The 15,789-nt window shown below is 47.0% G+C and carries 14 protein-coding genes; 4 read left to right on the plus strand and 10 right to left on the minus strand.

Annotation, left to right across the window (positions count from 1 at the left end):
* Window positions 1–5 precede the first annotated feature (5 nt).
* The 6 genes from ACWA50_RS10715 to ACWA50_RS10740 form a co-directional block, all read right to left on the minus strand.
* Complete coding sequence (locus tag ACWA50_RS10715) at window positions 6–422, minus strand: YidB family protein (RefSeq protein ID WP_431052390.1); 417 nt, start codon at window positions 420–422, stop codon at window positions 6–8.
* Window positions 423–436: 14 nt separating this feature from the next.
* Window positions 437–1,216, minus strand: a complete 780-nt coding sequence (gene kdsB, locus ACWA50_RS10720) for a 3-deoxy-manno-octulosonate cytidylyltransferase (protein WP_431052392.1) — start codon at window positions 1,214–1,216, stop codon at window positions 437–439.
* 5 nt (window positions 1,217–1,221) lie between these two features.
* Window positions 1,222–1,398, minus strand: coding sequence for a Trm112 family protein (locus tag ACWA50_RS10725; RefSeq protein WP_431052394.1), 177 nt, complete (start codon window positions 1,396–1,398; stop codon window positions 1,222–1,224).
* The gene (lpxK, locus tag ACWA50_RS10730; RefSeq protein ID WP_431052396.1) at window positions 1,391–2,392 is read right to left on the minus strand and encodes a tetraacyldisaccharide 4'-kinase; all 1,002 of its coding nucleotides are present in this window, start codon (window positions 2,390–2,392) and stop codon (window positions 1,391–1,393) included. Before lpxK ends, ACWA50_RS10725 begins: the two co-directional genes overlap by 8 nt.
* Before the next feature lie 48 nt (window positions 2,393–2,440).
* Window positions 2,441–4,189 (minus strand): lipid A ABC transporter ATP-binding protein/permease MsbA, encoded by a 1,749-nt coding sequence (msbA, locus tag ACWA50_RS10735; RefSeq protein WP_431052398.1) that lies wholly within the window; start codon window positions 4,187–4,189, stop codon window positions 2,441–2,443.
* 61 nt (window positions 4,190–4,250) lie between these two features.
* Complete coding sequence (locus ACWA50_RS10740; RefSeq protein ID WP_431052400.1) at window positions 4,251–6,638, minus strand: DNA internalization-related competence protein ComEC/Rec2; 2,388 nt, start codon at window positions 6,636–6,638, stop codon at window positions 4,251–4,253.
* A 340-nt stretch (window positions 6,639–6,978) separates the two neighbouring features.
* Between ACWA50_RS10740 and dksA the strand changes: the two genes are divergently transcribed.
* Window positions 6,979–7,428 (plus strand): RNA polymerase-binding protein DksA, encoded by a 450-nt coding sequence (gene dksA, locus ACWA50_RS10745; protein WP_431052401.1) that lies wholly within the window; start codon window positions 6,979–6,981, stop codon window positions 7,426–7,428.
* Between the two features lie 331 nt (window positions 7,429–7,759).
* On the opposite strand, the gene mreD is transcribed toward dksA, so the two are convergent.
* The 4 genes from mreD to uvrA form a co-directional block, all read right to left on the minus strand.
* The gene (gene mreD, locus ACWA50_RS10750; protein ID WP_431052403.1) at window positions 7,760–8,248 is read right to left on the minus strand and encodes a rod shape-determining protein MreD; all 489 of its coding nucleotides are present in this window, start codon (window positions 8,246–8,248) and stop codon (window positions 7,760–7,762) included.
* A complete protein-coding gene (mreC, locus tag ACWA50_RS10755) occupies window positions 8,248–9,300 on the minus strand; it encodes a rod shape-determining protein MreC (protein ID WP_431052405.1) in 1,053 nt (350 codons plus the stop codon). The genes mreD and mreC overlap by 1 nt, the downstream gene beginning before the upstream one ends.
* Window positions 9,301–9,390: 90 nt before the next feature.
* Window positions 9,391–10,440 carry a rod shape-determining protein gene (locus tag ACWA50_RS10760; protein WP_167549955.1) on the minus strand — a complete coding sequence of 350 codons (1,050 nt, stop codon included), beginning with the start codon at window positions 10,438–10,440 and terminating at the stop codon, window positions 9,391–9,393.
* Between the two features lie 162 nt (window positions 10,441–10,602).
* Window positions 10,603–13,440, minus strand: coding sequence for an excinuclease ABC subunit UvrA (gene uvrA / locus ACWA50_RS10765; RefSeq protein ID WP_431052407.1), 2,838 nt, complete (start codon window positions 13,438–13,440; stop codon window positions 10,603–10,605).
* 159 nt (window positions 13,441–13,599) lie between these two features.
* On the opposite strand from uvrA, the gene ssb reads away from it, so the two are divergent.
* From ssb to ACWA50_RS10780, 3 genes are all read left to right on the plus strand, one after another.
* Window positions 13,600–14,109: a single-stranded DNA-binding protein gene (ssb, locus tag ACWA50_RS10770; protein WP_431052408.1), complete on the plus strand. Its 510-nt coding sequence runs from the start codon at window positions 13,600–13,602 to the stop codon at window positions 14,107–14,109.
* A 475-nt stretch (window positions 14,110–14,584) separates the two neighbouring features.
* Window positions 14,585–15,538, plus strand: a complete 954-nt coding sequence (locus ACWA50_RS10775; RefSeq protein WP_431052410.1) for a site-specific integrase — start codon at window positions 14,585–14,587, stop codon at window positions 15,536–15,538.
* Entirely contained in the window at window positions 15,528–15,683 is a 156-nt protein-coding gene (locus ACWA50_RS10780) for a hypothetical protein (RefSeq protein ID WP_431052412.1), read from the plus strand. Before ACWA50_RS10775 ends, ACWA50_RS10780 begins: the two co-directional genes overlap by 11 nt.
* Window positions 15,684–15,789 lie beyond the last annotated feature (106 nt).

Genomic DNA, 15,789 nt, shown 5'->3' on the forward strand with positions numbered 1-15,789 from the left:
ATCGGCTATTTCAAAAAGTTATTCAATACCGATTGAATGCCTTTTGACAACAAATCGTTATCGGCATTTTTATCCAACGCACCGTTCGGACTGAGTTTGTCCACGATTTGCGGCAGAAATTGCGACAGCAAATCCGAGGCTTCCGCTTCGTCTTTCACCCCGGCTTGTTGTGCCGCTTGCTGCAACTCTTGTTTGCCGAACACATCTTCGATTTGGGTCGGAGAAATGCGTTTGTTTTCCCCGGTTCCCAACCAAGATTGCAGCAGATCGTCCAATCCGCCTTGCTGGAATTTGGCTAGAATGCCTTGAATGCCGCCTTGTGAAACCAACAGCTCATTGATAACCGCCATTGCCTGCCCTTGTTTGCCGGCTTCGCCGCCTAACACACCGGAAACCACTGAACCTAAGATTTTGTCTAACATAATTTTTTCCCTAATTACTTACTTAAAATTTGACGAACCTTTTCCAGATCCTCAAACGTATCCACGCCGACCGCCGGTACTTCATTTGCCAACGCCAGATGAATTTTTTCGCCGTACCACAACACGCGCAGTTGCTCTAACGATTCAATCTGCTCAAGTGCGGTCGGCTGCCACTCGATATATTGCCGAATAAATCCGGCACGATAAGCATACAGCCCGATATGGCGCAAATAGCTGCTTTTTGCCAAATTCAGCTCGGCTTTGCTGATCTCGCCTTTGTTCAACGCGGCAAATTGATCGCGATCCCACGGAATCACGGCGCGCGAGAAATATAATACAAAGCCGTTTTGATCGGTCAGCACTTTGACCACATTCGGATTAAACAGCTCTTCCGCGTCGTCAATCTTGACCGCGAGGGTTGCCATTTTCACCGGATTGTCGGCTAAATTTTCTGCCACTTGGCGGATAATCGCCGGTGGAATCAACGGCTCGTCGCCTTGCACATTGACAATAATCTCATCTGCCGCCAAACCGCACTTTGCCACCACTTCGGCTAAACGCTCGGTGCCGGAATTGTGTTTTTCCGACGTCATGCACACCTCCGCCCCGAAACTACGCGCAACCGCCGCCACTTCGGCATGATCGGTGGCAATAATAATTCGCTCGGCACCGGATTTTTGCGCTTGTTGCCATACATGTCGGATCATCGGTTTGCCGGCAATATCGGCAAGCGGTTTGCCCGGCAAGCGGGAGGAGGCATAACGCGCCGGGATAATCACACTAAATTTAGTCATATTGCTTATTCCTTCTCCGGTTCTATGGCAACGCCGCTTTCCGGCAGCAACACCGGAATCCCGTTTTCAATCGGATAGGCCAATTTTTCAAATTCGCAAATTAAGCGCTGCTGTTGTTTGTCATACTGTAATTTGGCATGACAGCGCGGACAGGCAAGCACCTGTAACATTTTATTATTCACCTTTCACCTCTTGCATAATCTTCGCTACGATTGTATTGATTGTCGGCTCCAGTTCGGCTTCCACCGGCACATACCACCAGTTTTCGCGCGCAAATTTATGGCATTTCACTGCGTCTTTCTCGGTCATAAACAAGCTCTGCTCTGCTTTGGTTAAGTTGTTGAGCTTTTCTGGCGACAACTTGGCATGATCGACAAACGCTTTCTGTTTCACCACATTCAAGCCCAAGCTATTCAGCATATTAAAGAAACGTTGCGGATTGCCAATTGCCGCCATGGCAACAAGCGGTTGTCCGATAAAATCGCTTAGCCGGCGTTCTTCTTGCGTCAGCAAATTGACCGCCACGTTGGCCCGTAAGCGCATTTGGATTTCCTGTGCCTGTGCCGCCGCGCCATTGCACACCACCGCATCAGCTTGTTTCAAGCGGCTCGGTAATTCGCGCAACGGTCCGGCAGGCATCAAAAAACCGTTACCGAAACGCCGTTCTCCGTCGACAATCACCACTTCGACATCGCGTTGCAACGCATAATGCTGCAAGCCGTCATCGCTCAAAATCACATCGATATGATAAGCTTTATGCAATAATTCGATACTCCGGCGGCGGTTGGGGGAAACCGCGATCTTTGCGCCACTACGCCGCGCCATCAGCACCGGCTCATCGCCGACTTCCGCCGGATTGGAGTTGGGATTGACCAGTTGCGGATAATTTTTGACTTCATTATTGCCCGGCACATAGCCTCGGGAAACCACGCCGACTTTCAAACCTTGCCGCTGCAATTGCCGCGCCAACCAAATGGTAAACGGCGTTTTGCCGTTGCCGCCGACCGACAAATTACCAATCACCACCACCGGCACCGGCGCTTTCCAGGATTTAAAAATGCCGGTACGATACGCTGTGCGACGAAGTGCGGTAATGCCCCAAAACAACAATGACAACGGCGCAAGCAACCACGCAGACATACGCGCCCAGCGATCTTTTTGGTACCAAAAATTCATATCCACGCCTCTATTTTCTGATTTTTGTGTTTTGCGGTGATTTTTCGCTTATTGACTAAATTGCAATTTATGCAGTTGGGCATAAGCCTTACCCGCCGCCAACAATTGTTGATGACTGCCGCGCTCAATCACTTGCCCGTGATCAACCACCAAAATTTCATCGGCATTCTCAATCGTCGATAAACGGTGGGCAATCACAATAATGGTGCGATTATGGCGCAAACCGTCAATTGCCGCCTGAATGGCACGTTCGGATTCGGTATCCAACGCCGAAGTCGCTTCATCCAAAATCAACACCGTCGCATTGCGCAATAGGGCGCGCGCAATCGCCAAGCGCTGGCGCTGTCCGCCGGATAACATCACCCCGTTTTCGCCGATTTCGGTATCCATGCCTTGCGGCAGGCTTTCAATAAACTCCAACGCGTGCGCCGCTTTTGCCGCCTCGATAATCTGCTCACGGCTATATTTTTCGGCGGCGGCATAGGCGATATTATTGGCGACGGTGTCATTAAACAAATGCACCTGCTGCGACACCAGCGCGCAATGTGTGCGCAAATTGGCAAGGCTATATTCTTTAATATTGTGCCCGTCAAGCAGAATTTCGCCTTGTTCAATATCATAAAAACGGGTTAATAAATTGGCAATCGTCGATTTGCCCGAACCGGAACGCCCGACCAGCGCCACGGTGCTGCCCGCTTTCACCTCAAACGAGACGTTCTGCAATACATTCTGCTCTTTGCCCTGATAATGGAAAGAAACATGCTTGAAGCTGACATTGCCGTCCACTTTCTCTTTTTCCAAACTGCCCTGATCTTTTTCGGTCGGTAAATCCATAATGGAAAACAACGTTTGACACGCTGCCATACCGCGTTGAAATTGCGCATTAACATTGGTCAGCGATTTTAGCGGACGCATCATCGCCAACATCGAAGAAAACACCACGGTAAACGAACCGGCGGTCAGATTCTGGCTCATAATGCTCGGCACGGTTGCCAAATACAGCACGATTGCCAGCGCAAACGAGGCGATCAGTTGCACCACCGGATCGGAAATCGCCGATGCCATCATCATTTTCATGCCTTTGCGACGCATATCGTTGCTGACATGGTTAAAGCGATCTTCCTCTACTTTTTGCCCGCCGAACGACAGCACCACCTTATGCCCTTTCAGCATTTGCTCGGCGGAAGAGGTCAATTCCCCCATCGAAGTCTGCATATTTTTGCTCAAGCGGCGGAAGTGTTTCGAGACCACACGGATCAGCACCGCAATCATCGGACCGATAATAAACAGCACCACCGACAATTGCCAACTGGTGTAAATCATCACGCCTAACAGCGAGAGTAAATAAGCCCCCTCACGCACAATCGTGACCAAGGCGCCGGAGGAAGATGACGCAACTTGCTCCGAATCATAGGTAATACGCGACAGCAACTTGCCGGAAGAATTATTATCGAAAAAGCTGACCGGCATATACATCATGTGTTTGAACAAGCGGCGGCGCATGGTCATAATCACCTTGCCCGATACCCACGCCAAACAATAAGTGGAAATGAAATTACTCAACCCGCGGAAGAAAATCAGCACCACTACAAACACCGCCATCCATTTCAGGAAATCGGTATCGGCTTTGCCGAAGCCGTCATCCAGCAACGGTTTCAACATCGAAATCAAGGCGGCGTCAGTTAAGGCGTTAATAATCAAGGCGATAGCGGCGGCGATCAAGCCCGATTTAAACGGCAGGATCATCGGCCATAGGCGTTTGAAGGTTTTGGCGGTAGAAAAGTCTTTATCTTCCATTTTCACGGATTCCAATACATTGTTATCGCTCCGGTTTGAGATTATCGAGCGTAAAATTGGCTTATTCTAACTGTATTTCTTTGTCTAAGCCAATAATTATCTGATACCATGGCACAAGGCGGTTGCGGACGGTGTGAATTTGCCAGCGTCCGTTTTGCACCGTTATCCTGATTTGCCCGTCAAGTGCGGTGTTGTAAACCGCACTTTTCATCTGTTGCAAACGCGCCAATACCGCCGAATGCGGCAAACGCCATCGATTATGCAATCCACTGGAAATCAGGGCTATTTTCGGTTGCAGTTTAGCCAGCCATAACCAACTGCTCGAACTGTTACTGCCATGGTGTGCCACTTGCAACCAATCGATTTTGCCGATTTGTGCCGCCAATCTTTTTTCGGTCTCGACCGCAATATCGCCGCTTAATACAAACCGCAGTTGATCACGCCCGACCAGTAACACACACGAATCCTGATTTTTCGCGGTTACAACCGTTGCCATCGGCGCCAGCGCTTCAAATTCAAACCCTTGCCATTGCCAGCGAACGCCCTGATGACAAAACCGCCGCCGCTGCGCGCCATAATCTTTCGTTGAGGCTTGGATCAACAGCGCATTTGGAAAAGCATTAAGCAGCGCGGGCACACCGCCGGCATGATCGTTGTCGTCGTGGCTGACGATAATTTGCTGCAAATTCAAGCCTTGCCGCCGCAAATAAGGCAAAATTTCCGTTTCCGCCATACTGCCGCCCTGCCACGCTTGCCCGGTATCAAACAGCGTCGCTTGATCATCACTCACCAACAACATCGCCAAGCCCTGCCCGACATCCAGCATTTCCAAGCGCCAGTCCGCTTGGCTGAGTGGCTTGAACAGCAACAGGCTTACGGTTATCACCGCCGCACCGCCGCTTAAGTATAACGCGCGGCGAAATGCCGCCTGATTGGGCGTTTTTAGCACGGAAAAATCCAAAGTGCGGTAACGATGAAACAGCAAACAGAATACCACGCCAAAACAAACGGATAATATTAGCTGTTGTTGCTGATTGGATAGCGTTAGGTAAGCATTCGGCAACTGCGCCAAGAGGTGTAAACTCCGCTGCAAAACAATATCGACGATTTGCCACAACCAAACCGCATTAAAAAAGAAATTCAAGCATAACGCCAATAAAATCAGCGGGACTAACACAAGACTGAAAATCGGCACCAGCAGCAGATTGCTCCACAATGCACCTAACGGCATGGCATGAAAAATGAAAATTTGCAGCGGGGTAAACAACAGCAATAAGCCGAGTTGCAAATGCACTAAGCCCAACAACCAATAGACCGCACTTGGTACGAATTGCCGCAACCCGCGCCCGCGCCATTGCATATTGCTTAACGGAAAAAAGGCGTAATAAAAACACAAGATCAACACAGCGCCGCAAGAGAGCCAAAAACTTTCATTCAGTACGCTCAAGGGATCGAGCCAGCTCAACCAAGCCACCACGAAGAGTAATAATTTCCACGGCGGCAAATAAATGCGGCTAAAAATCAACAACAACCAAAACGCATACGCCCACAACGCGCGTTCGGTCGGAAGCAAAAAATCCGCTAAATAGGCATAAAAAACCGCCGCGCTTAACGCAAACAAGTGCGGCAGGCGGTGCGAAACCGCACTTGGGGTTGCAAATAGGCGTATCGCAATATATTGCAGTATCCGCGCCATGCCCCACACCAATCCCGCCACCAACCCGATATGCAAGCCGGAAATCGCAATCAAGTGCGCCGTGCCGCTTTCACGGAATAACTGCCAATCCTCACTGTTCAGCCACGCCCGTTCACCGAATGCCAACGCCAACATCACGCCTTGATAAGGCAAATGTTCCGTTTGTTCAATCGTGCGCGCCAGCAAACGTTGCCGCCAATTTGCTTCGCTACGGATTAACGCCGCCTGTTTCACCGTCGCCGAAGCAAACACCGATTGCGACAATAACCAGCGCTGGCGGTTAAACCCGCCTTCATTCAAACGTGAGCTGAGCGGACGCAACGTCAAGCGCACTCGCCAAATGTCGCCTAATTGCGGGGATTGTTCGGCTTGCCAATTCAAATGCACTTTCTGCTTGCCTAACTGATACGCCGTCAAATCCACCTCCGCCACCAGCTGCAAATTGGGCGACAATTGGCGCAAGCCGATAATTTTCACCTGATTTTCCAGCGCGGTGTGTTGTAGTTGCGCGATTTTTTCCCCCTGCCGCAAAACCTCATTCAGATAATGCTGCTGATAACCGGCGAAAAACAGCAGACAGCCCCCAAACCAAAAGTAAGTGCGGTAGCGATAATATCGACGCAGCCATGCCGGCAACAACAAACCCAATGCCGCGATAAACAGCAGCGGATAATCCGCAAGCCAAGCCGCCGGAATAAAAAAGAGTTGACACAGACTTAACAACCAACAGACGGCAAGATACGATAATTTCATTAATTTAGTCATTTCCACAGGTTCACAGAAAAACAGTGTGAAATAACAAAAGCCAACTAGAATAGTAGCTTAGATTATTTTTGCGATCTGGATCGCAAAACATAGATTTTATTTACTTTTTTAACCACTTGTTTTTTAATGGCTTTATCCGAATGACTAAAAATCATACCGCTGCAACCCGCTTTTTATTTGCCAAAAGAATTAACATCTGCTATTTATATCGCCTTTAAAAAGGCATGAAATTTTAATCATTGTAAATTTCTTCTAATTTTCGACTAAATAAATGGGTAATTTTCACGTTGTTTATCACCGTTTGAAATTATCCTCTGGGGAGAACATCATGAGTGCAGTAGCTCCAAAAACATCTTTGAGTCTGTTATCTTTGGCTGGTGTCGATGCTTATCAGGAGCAAGACGGTGAGGAATATATGAATGAAAAGCAAATCGAGCATTTCAAAAAAATCCTGACCGCATGGCGTGAACAAATTGTCAATGAAGCCGGCAAAACCGTCGCGCAAATGCAAGACGAAGCCGCTAACTTCCCTGATCCGGCAGACCGCGCGACACAGGAAGAAGAATTCAGTTTGGTGCTGAGAAACCGTGATCGCGAGCGTAAATTACTGAAAAAAATCGATCACACCTTGGTTAAATTGGAAACCGATGATTTCGGTTATTGCGAATCTTGCGGCGTTGAAATCGGTATCCGCCGTTTAGAGGCGCGTCCAACCGCCGATTTATGCATCGACTGCAAAACACTGGCGGAAATTCGCGAGAAACAAACCTCGAAATAATACCTGTTACTTGATTTGTAGAAGATCAAACCTAATCTGACAGTTCCCCGTTTAAAACAGCGGGCTGTCAGATTAATTTGCGCTTATATTCTTCTCAGCCCAAATTCGCTTTCCATCAAGCAACGTGTCTATCATTGTTCCGCCACAACACCCTTCCCCTGGATGGTTAGGTATGAGGCGTTAGCCCGCTTTTTACCAACAATTTTGTCTGCTATGCCATTTTTTACTATGCCTAAAAACGCCAAAACCCCATCAACAGGGGCTTTATATCATTTTTCAACGCCAATTTTTTTCTTTCATCTATGCAACAATAATCATTCCATATCGGCTGTTAACGCAAATGAAATTTACGCCGCAAAGTTCGCAACAGCAAAAAGACCCACGGCCATAAAATTCCGCTGATCGCCGCGCCAATCAATTCTTGCGGGTTAAAGTGGGCGCTGTGCATAAACAACTCGATTAGAAAAATCACGATGTGGATTATCACAACGGCGACCACCACTAAAATACTTTGTAACCACAATGAGAGATTACGCAGAATGAGGTGATTGGACGCAATGAGATAGGCAAACACCGAGAGTACCAATGCGTGCACGCCGAGAATCGAACCTAAACTCAAATCCCACAGCAAGCCGATGACAAACGCCCAACCGATACTGATTCGATTGGGAATCGCCAACACCCAATATAACAATACCAAGATCAGCCAAGAAGGGCGATATCCTTGAAATTGTGCCGACCACGGTGTTATTTCCATCACCAACGCCACTAAAAAAGTGCAAATGATCATTAAAAACTGAAAAATCCAATTACTGCGCATTATTGGCTCCCCTCGGTCGTTAACGCATCCTGCTGTTGCTGATTGGCATCCGCCGGCGCCAACTCCTCCGCTTGTCCGGAGTTTTCCTCCGCCTGATTCGGATTGATCGGTTCTTTTACATTTTTATTCAGTTCGTCCGGCGCCATCAAATCGTCTTGGCGGGTCGATAGGCGCTGACGTACGGCATTACGCACATCCTCCGGCGAGAGTGATTGCGCCCGGTGCAGTTCGTCGTTAACCGGCCACAATAACAATAAATAACGCAACCGTTCGAGCGAAGCTAACGGTTTGGCGGTGATCACCGCAAAATAATTTTGTTTATCGGTAGAAACCGAATCGACAATCGCGACCGGATAACCTTCCGGAAAACGTCCGCCCAAACCGGACGTCACCAACAGATCGCCTTTCACAATATCAACCGAGTGCGGTACATTATCCAACTGCAATTCGTCACCGCGCCCGGTACCACTGGCAATTAAGCGCACATCATTGCGCAATACTTGTAGCGGAATCGAATGGGTCACATCGGTGATCAACAACACCCGGCTAGTAGTGGCGCCAACCGAGGTCACTTGCCCGACCACGCCTTTTTCATCAATAATCGGTTGCCCGACATAAACGCCGTCGCGGCTGCCCTGATTAATCACCACTTGCTGACGGTAAATATCCGTTTCGGTAGTCAACACTTCGGCAATTTTTTTGTATTCATCGTAACGCAACGGCGAATTGAGCAGTAAACGCAAACGCTGGTTTTCCACTTTCAACTGGTCGAGAATCAACAAATCGGCATTTTTTTCACGTAATTGTTCTTTCAAGACCCGATTTTCGATTTGTAACTTGGAGGTGTCCGCCAGATTATCCGATACGCCGTCCAACACGGTACGCGGAATATTGGCGAAATAGAAAATGCCGCTGATTGAGGTTTCCATCAGGCTACGCAGCTGGATCATGCCGCTCGTGCGCCCGTCACCGATCATTAATAACACCGATGCGATAATCGCTAAAATTAAACGAATTCCTAAAGGCGGAGCTTTAGAAAAAATTGGTTTCATGCCTTTACGCTTAAAAAAGTTGCGGTTTTAAGCTGACCGCCAAAACCGCACTTGTGAAAAATAAAGCCTGTATTTCAAACCAACGAGCAATTAGTCGTCGCTAAAAATATCGCCACCATGCATATCGATCATATCCAATGCTTCCCCGCCGCCACGTGCGACGCACGTCAATGGATCTTCCGCCACGATGACCGGCACGCCCGATTCGCGCGACAGCAAGGTATCAATATTCGGCATCAAGGCGCCGCCGCCGGTCAAGACCATGCCGCGTTCGAAAATGTCCGCCGCCAATTCCGGCGGGCAAGACTCAAGTGCGGTACGCACCGCCGTCACAATGCCGCTTAACGGTTGTTGGATTGCTTCCAACACATCGCGTGAAGTCAATTTGAAACTGCGCGGCGCACCTTCTGCCAAATTATGACCGTGAACTTCAATTTCTTTCACTTCGTCATCATTTTCGATAAATGCGGTACCGATCTCTTGTTTAATCCGCTCCGCCGTCGCTTCGCCGATGGAAGAACCGAACGTGCGGCGTACATAAGCAATAATCGCTTCATCAAAACGGTCGCCACCGATACGTACCGAAGACGAATAAACCACACCGTTCAGAGAGATCACCGCCACTTCGGTGGTACCGCCGCCGATATCAATCACCATTGAACCGGTTGCGGTTGAAACCGGCAATTTCGCACCGATTGCCGCCGCCATCGGCTCTTCGATTAAATACACTTCGCGCGCCCCGGCGCCGATTGCCGATTCTTTAATCGCGCGACGCTCTACTTGAGTAGCCCCGGCCGGCACACACACCAACACCCGCGGGCTCGGACGCATAAAATTATTGCGGTGCACCTGTTTGATAAAGTATTGCAACATTTTTTCGGTTACAAAAAAGTCGGCAATCACGCCGTCTTTCATCGGGCGAATCGCGGCGATACTTTTCGGGGTGCGTCCCAACATCATTTTGGCTTCGCGCCCGACGGCAGCAATGCTTTTTAGGGAGCCGACGCGATCTTGACGAATCGCCACAACCGAAGGTTCATCTAAGACAATGCCTTGTCCTTTGACATAAATTAAGGTGTTAGCCGTGCCGAGATCAATGGAGAGGTCATTGGAAAATAGACCACGAATTTTTTTAAACATAGTAATTCCGATTTGAGAAAAAGTTGAGCCGCGATTAATATAAAATGACGGGCGAAAAAATTGTGCTAAATGTACCAAAAAGCAGACCTTTTCACAACGTAAAATTCAACCTAATCACAGGCGGATCGGATTTATCCGCCTGTGCGCCAACCGCACTTTGCGTTATTTTTTAGCCAAAATCGGTTTTAAAAATCTTGCGGTATGCGATTCTTCGTTTTTGACCAACTGCTCCGGTGTGCCTTGAGCGATAATCTGACCGCCGCCGTCCCCCCCTTCCGGCCCGAGATCGATAATCCAATCGGCGGTTTTGATCACATCCAGATTATGTTCGATCACCACAATGGTATTGCCTTGATCGCGCAAGCGATGTAATACCCCCAACAACTGTTTGATATCGGCAAAATGCAAGCCGGTGGTCGGTTCGTCCAGAATATACAGGGTTTTGCCGGTATCGCGTTTTGACAACTCGGTTGCCAATTTAACCCGCTGCGCCTCCCCGCCGGATAACGTGGTCGAAGATTGCCCCAAACGGATATAGGATAAGCCCACGTCCATTAAGGTTTGCAGTTTGCGCGCAATCATCGGCACGGCGGCGAAAAACTCCAAGCCCTCTTCCACCGTCATCTCTAAAATCTGATGAATGGTTTTGCCTTTGTAGCGAATTTCAAGGGTTTCGCGATTGTAACGCTTGCCTTTACAGTGATCGCACGGCACATACACATCCGGCAAAAAGTGCATTTCCACTTTAATCACGCCGTCGCCCTGACAGGCTTCGCAACGTCCGCCACGCACGTTAAAACTAAACCGTCCCGGATTATAACCGCGCGCACGCGCTTCCGGCACGCCGGCAAACAGCTCGCGAATCGGGGTGAACAACCCGGTATACGTCGCCGGATTGGAACGCGGCGTGCGCCCGATCGGGCTTTGATCGATGTCGATCACTTTGTCGAAATGCCCCAAACCGTCAATGCTTTTATACGGTGCGACATGGGTATTGTCGGCACGGTTCAAGGCGTTCTGCGCCAATGGGAACAGGGTATCGTTAATCAACGTCGATTTGCCCGAACCGGATACGCCGGTAATACAGGTGAACAAGCCGACCGGAATATCCAAATTAACATTTTTCAGGTTGTTACCGCTCGCGCCTTTCAGACTGAGCCATTTTTCTTTGTTGACTTTGGTGCGCTTTTTCGGAATCTCAATTTTCTCCGCACCGGACAGATATTTGCCGGTGAGCGAGGCTTGGTTTTGCATTAACTGCCGTGCCGTACCGCTGGCGACAATTTCGCCGCCGTGCACGCCTGCGCCCGGCCCGATGTCGATAATATGATCGGCTGCCATAATTGCGTCTTCGTCATGTTCGACCACGATCACGGTGTTGCCCAAATCGCGCAAATGGATCAAGGTTTTCAGCAAACGTTCGTTATCGCGTTGGTGCAAGCCGATGGACGGTTCGTCCAACACATACATCACGCCGACCAAGCCTGCGCCGATTTGACTGGCAAGGCGAATCCGCTGCGCTTCGCCGCCCGACAGGGTTTCCGCCGAACGCGACAGCGAGAGATAATTCAAACCGACATTGACCAAAAACGACAACCGCTCTTTGATCTCTTTCAAAATTTTTTCCGCAATTTGCGCCCGTTGCCCATGCAATTGCAGATTTTCAAAGAAATTCAACGCATTGCCGATACTGCGCTCCGCCACATTCGGCAAATTAAATTGCTCGATAAACACATGGCGCGCTTCGGTGCGCAAGCGTGAGCCGCCGCAGGCTTGGCAAGGACGATTGCTGATATTTTTCGCCAATTCTTCACGCACCGCCGTCGATTCGGTCTCTTTGTAACGGCGCGCCATATTGTTCAAAATGCCTTCAAACGGATGACGGCGCAAGGTGATATCGCCGCGATCATTGACATATTGAAACTCGATTTCCTCGTCGCCGGAACCGTTTAAAATCACTTCGCGGATCGCCGGCGACAGTGCTTCAAACGGTTGTTGGATATCGAATTGGTAATGTTTGGCGAGCGACGACAGCATTTGGAAATAGTAAAAATTACGGCGATCCCAACCTTTAATCGCACCGTTTGCCAGTGAAATAGACGGATTTTGGATCACTAGGCTTTCATCAAAATATTGCTGCACGCCCAAGCCGTCGCAGGTCGGACACGCCCCTGCCGGATTATTGAACGAAAACAGGCGAGGCTCCAATTCCGCCACCGAATAACCGCAATGCGGACAAGCAAAATTCGAAGAAAACAACAATTCTTCGATCTGATTCTCTTCTTCCGCCATTGGCGCCACCACCACCGTACCGCCCGACAGCTCAAGTGCGGTTTCAAACGATTCCGCCAAACGGCTTGCCAAATCTGACCGCACTTTGAAGCGATCAATCACCACTTCAATCGTATGTTTCTTTTGCAATTCCAACGCCGGCGGATCAGACAAATCGCAAATTTCGCCGTCGATCCGCGCGCGGATAAAACCTTGTGCCGCAATATTTTCCAACAGCTTCACGTGTTCGCCTTTGCGTTCTTTCACCACCGGCGCAAGCAACATCATGCGGCAGCCTTCCGGCAACTCCAATACTTTATCCACCATTTGGCTGATGGTCTGCGCTGCCAACGGCACATCGTGGGTCGGACAGCGCGGCTCGCCGACACGGGCGAACAACAAACGCAGGTAGTCATAAATTTCGGTAATCGTGCCGACGGTCGAACGCGGATTATGCGAGGTCGATTTCTGCTCAATCGAAATCGCCGGCGACAGCCCTTCGATATGATCGACGTCGGGCTTTTCCATCAACGATAAAAACTGGCGCGCATAAGCCGACAACGATTCGACGTAACGCCGTTGCCCTTCGGCATATAAGGTGTCAAATGCCAACGACGACTTGCCCGAACCCGACAAACCGGTGATCACCACCAATTTATCGCGCGGAATGGTCAAATCAATATTCTTTAAATTATGAGTACGCGCCCCGCGCACCTCAATCTTGTCCATAAATTTATCTCGATTGTTTTGTAAAATTGGAACGATTATCGCACAAATAAAAAAACTGTGTAAATATCCAGTATCTTTTTTATTTTAAAAGGTGATTTTTTTGCGATTTTCAGGCAATATATACCGTATTCTAACCAGCTATAAAAAGAAGAGGATACTATGGCAGGCGTAAATAAAGTGATTATTGTTGGCAACTTAGGTAACGAACCGGAAATCCGTACCATGCCGAACGGCGAAGCGGTTGCGAATATCAGCGTGGCAACCAGCGAATCTTGGCGTGATAAAAATACCGGCGAAATGCGCGAAGTAACCGAATGGCACCGCATTGTGTTGTACCGCCGTTTAGCCGAAATTGCCGGCGAATATCTGCACAAAGGCAGCAAAGTCTATGTCGAAGGCAGATTGAGAACGCGCAAATGGCAGGATCAAAACGGACAAGACCGCTACACCACCGAGATCCAAGGCGACAGCCTGCAAATGTTGGATTCGCGCGGTGATCGCGCACAACAAGGCGGTTATGTGCCACAACAAAGCGGCGGCTATTCGCCACAACAAAGTGCCCCACAACAACAATCTTACGCCGCTCCGGCTTCCCGCCCTGCCCCGGCACAAAAACCGACGTCGCAGCCAGAGCCGCCGATTGATTTTGACGATGATATTCCGTTTTGAATTCCATATACATAAATTCTGTAAAAATAAATTATAAAACCCTAAGAGAAACCTTACTAGACAAGGTTTCTCTTTTTTTTACATTTGTGTTTGACGCGTTTCATTTTATTTAATAGTATTTATATATATTTTTTTGTAAAATTTAATCATTTATGTATAAGTTAGAAACAACCCTTTTTTCGAATGGAGAACGTTTTCCTCTATTAGTTAATGAGAAAACTGGTATTCCTGATTTTTATTCAACTCTATGGGTAACTGTGGAACTACGCAATCAATCCGCAGTAAACACCATTAGAAATAAGCTAGGAGCTATACAATGGATAATGAATTGGGAAAAACAGAATAATCTTGTTATTAGTGATCTAATTCATAGAGAAATACTATTAACCGAAAACCAGTTAGAATCTCTTATTCGACATATGAGAATAAATGTAAAAAAGCAAAAAAATGTAATCAATACAAAAAAAGTGTGTTAATGAAAGGTAGAACTCAATTTATTGATATTTATTCTTCTGTATCTCTTAGTCATCAATATAATAAACTAACAACACTTTCAGAATACATATTATTTCTATCTAAAGTAATTAGTGTATCTAACGGATATATCGAAAATTTGACGAAACTAATTACGTTAATTAAAGAGTCAAGACCTAAAAATCATAAAACATTATCTATAAAACCAGAAAGTGAGTTACCTGATGGACTATTAGATGAATTTATGTCTATTGCGGTTTTTTCTAATCACAATAATCCATTTAAAGATATCGGAATTAGAAAAAGAAACCATTTAATGTTCACCTTACTAAAAGAGTTAGGAATTAGAAGGGGAGAACTATTATCAATTCAAATTCCATCTATTGATATAGGAACAACTAAATCCTCAATTATAATTAGACGAACATATGATGATAAATCTGATACAAGGAAGATACAGTCGGTCACTAAGACTAAAGAAAGACGTTTACCAATCTCACAAAAGATAGCTCAGCTTATCGATGACTATATTATGAACCATCGTTCTAAAATTCCTAACGCTAATAAACATCCATATTTATTTGTAACTCATCGAAAAGGAAAAACTCAAGGAGGCCCAATTAATACAAGTTCCTTTGATAATATTATTGTACCAACAATGAAAAAAGTAGATTCTAAGTTCTCTATAATTCATCCACATATTTTTCGTCATGAATGGAACTTAGATTTTTCACGAAAAATAGATAAAAATAACCAAAATATAAATAATGATTCTTCTCATAAAGATTTTATTTCACCTGAAAAAGAAGCAAAAATGAGGCAGCATCTTATGGGACATACGTCAGAGAAATCTGGAAATGTTTACAATCAACGTTATATTCGAGAAAAAGCTAATAAAATCTTATTAGAACTACAAACTGAGTTTCATAAAAAGGTTGACACTTATGAGTCATAGTAAAATTCTTAGACAGTCAAGAGATGGATATACATTTGATGAAAATGAAAACTCTTGGAATATAAGTAAAGATAAAACAATCAATTTTTCTCAGCCAATATTAAATATAAATAAAAAAACATTAGAAGGATTCAAAAAACATTAGCGATATATGCCGAAAAATACTCAAGTTATCATGTATCTCACATGTATCAACAGTTTCAATGATTAGTAACTTCAACTAATCTAAAGAACATCAATGTATCAATAAT

This window comes from Testudinibacter sp. P17/SS/0325 (assembly GCF_053570765.1).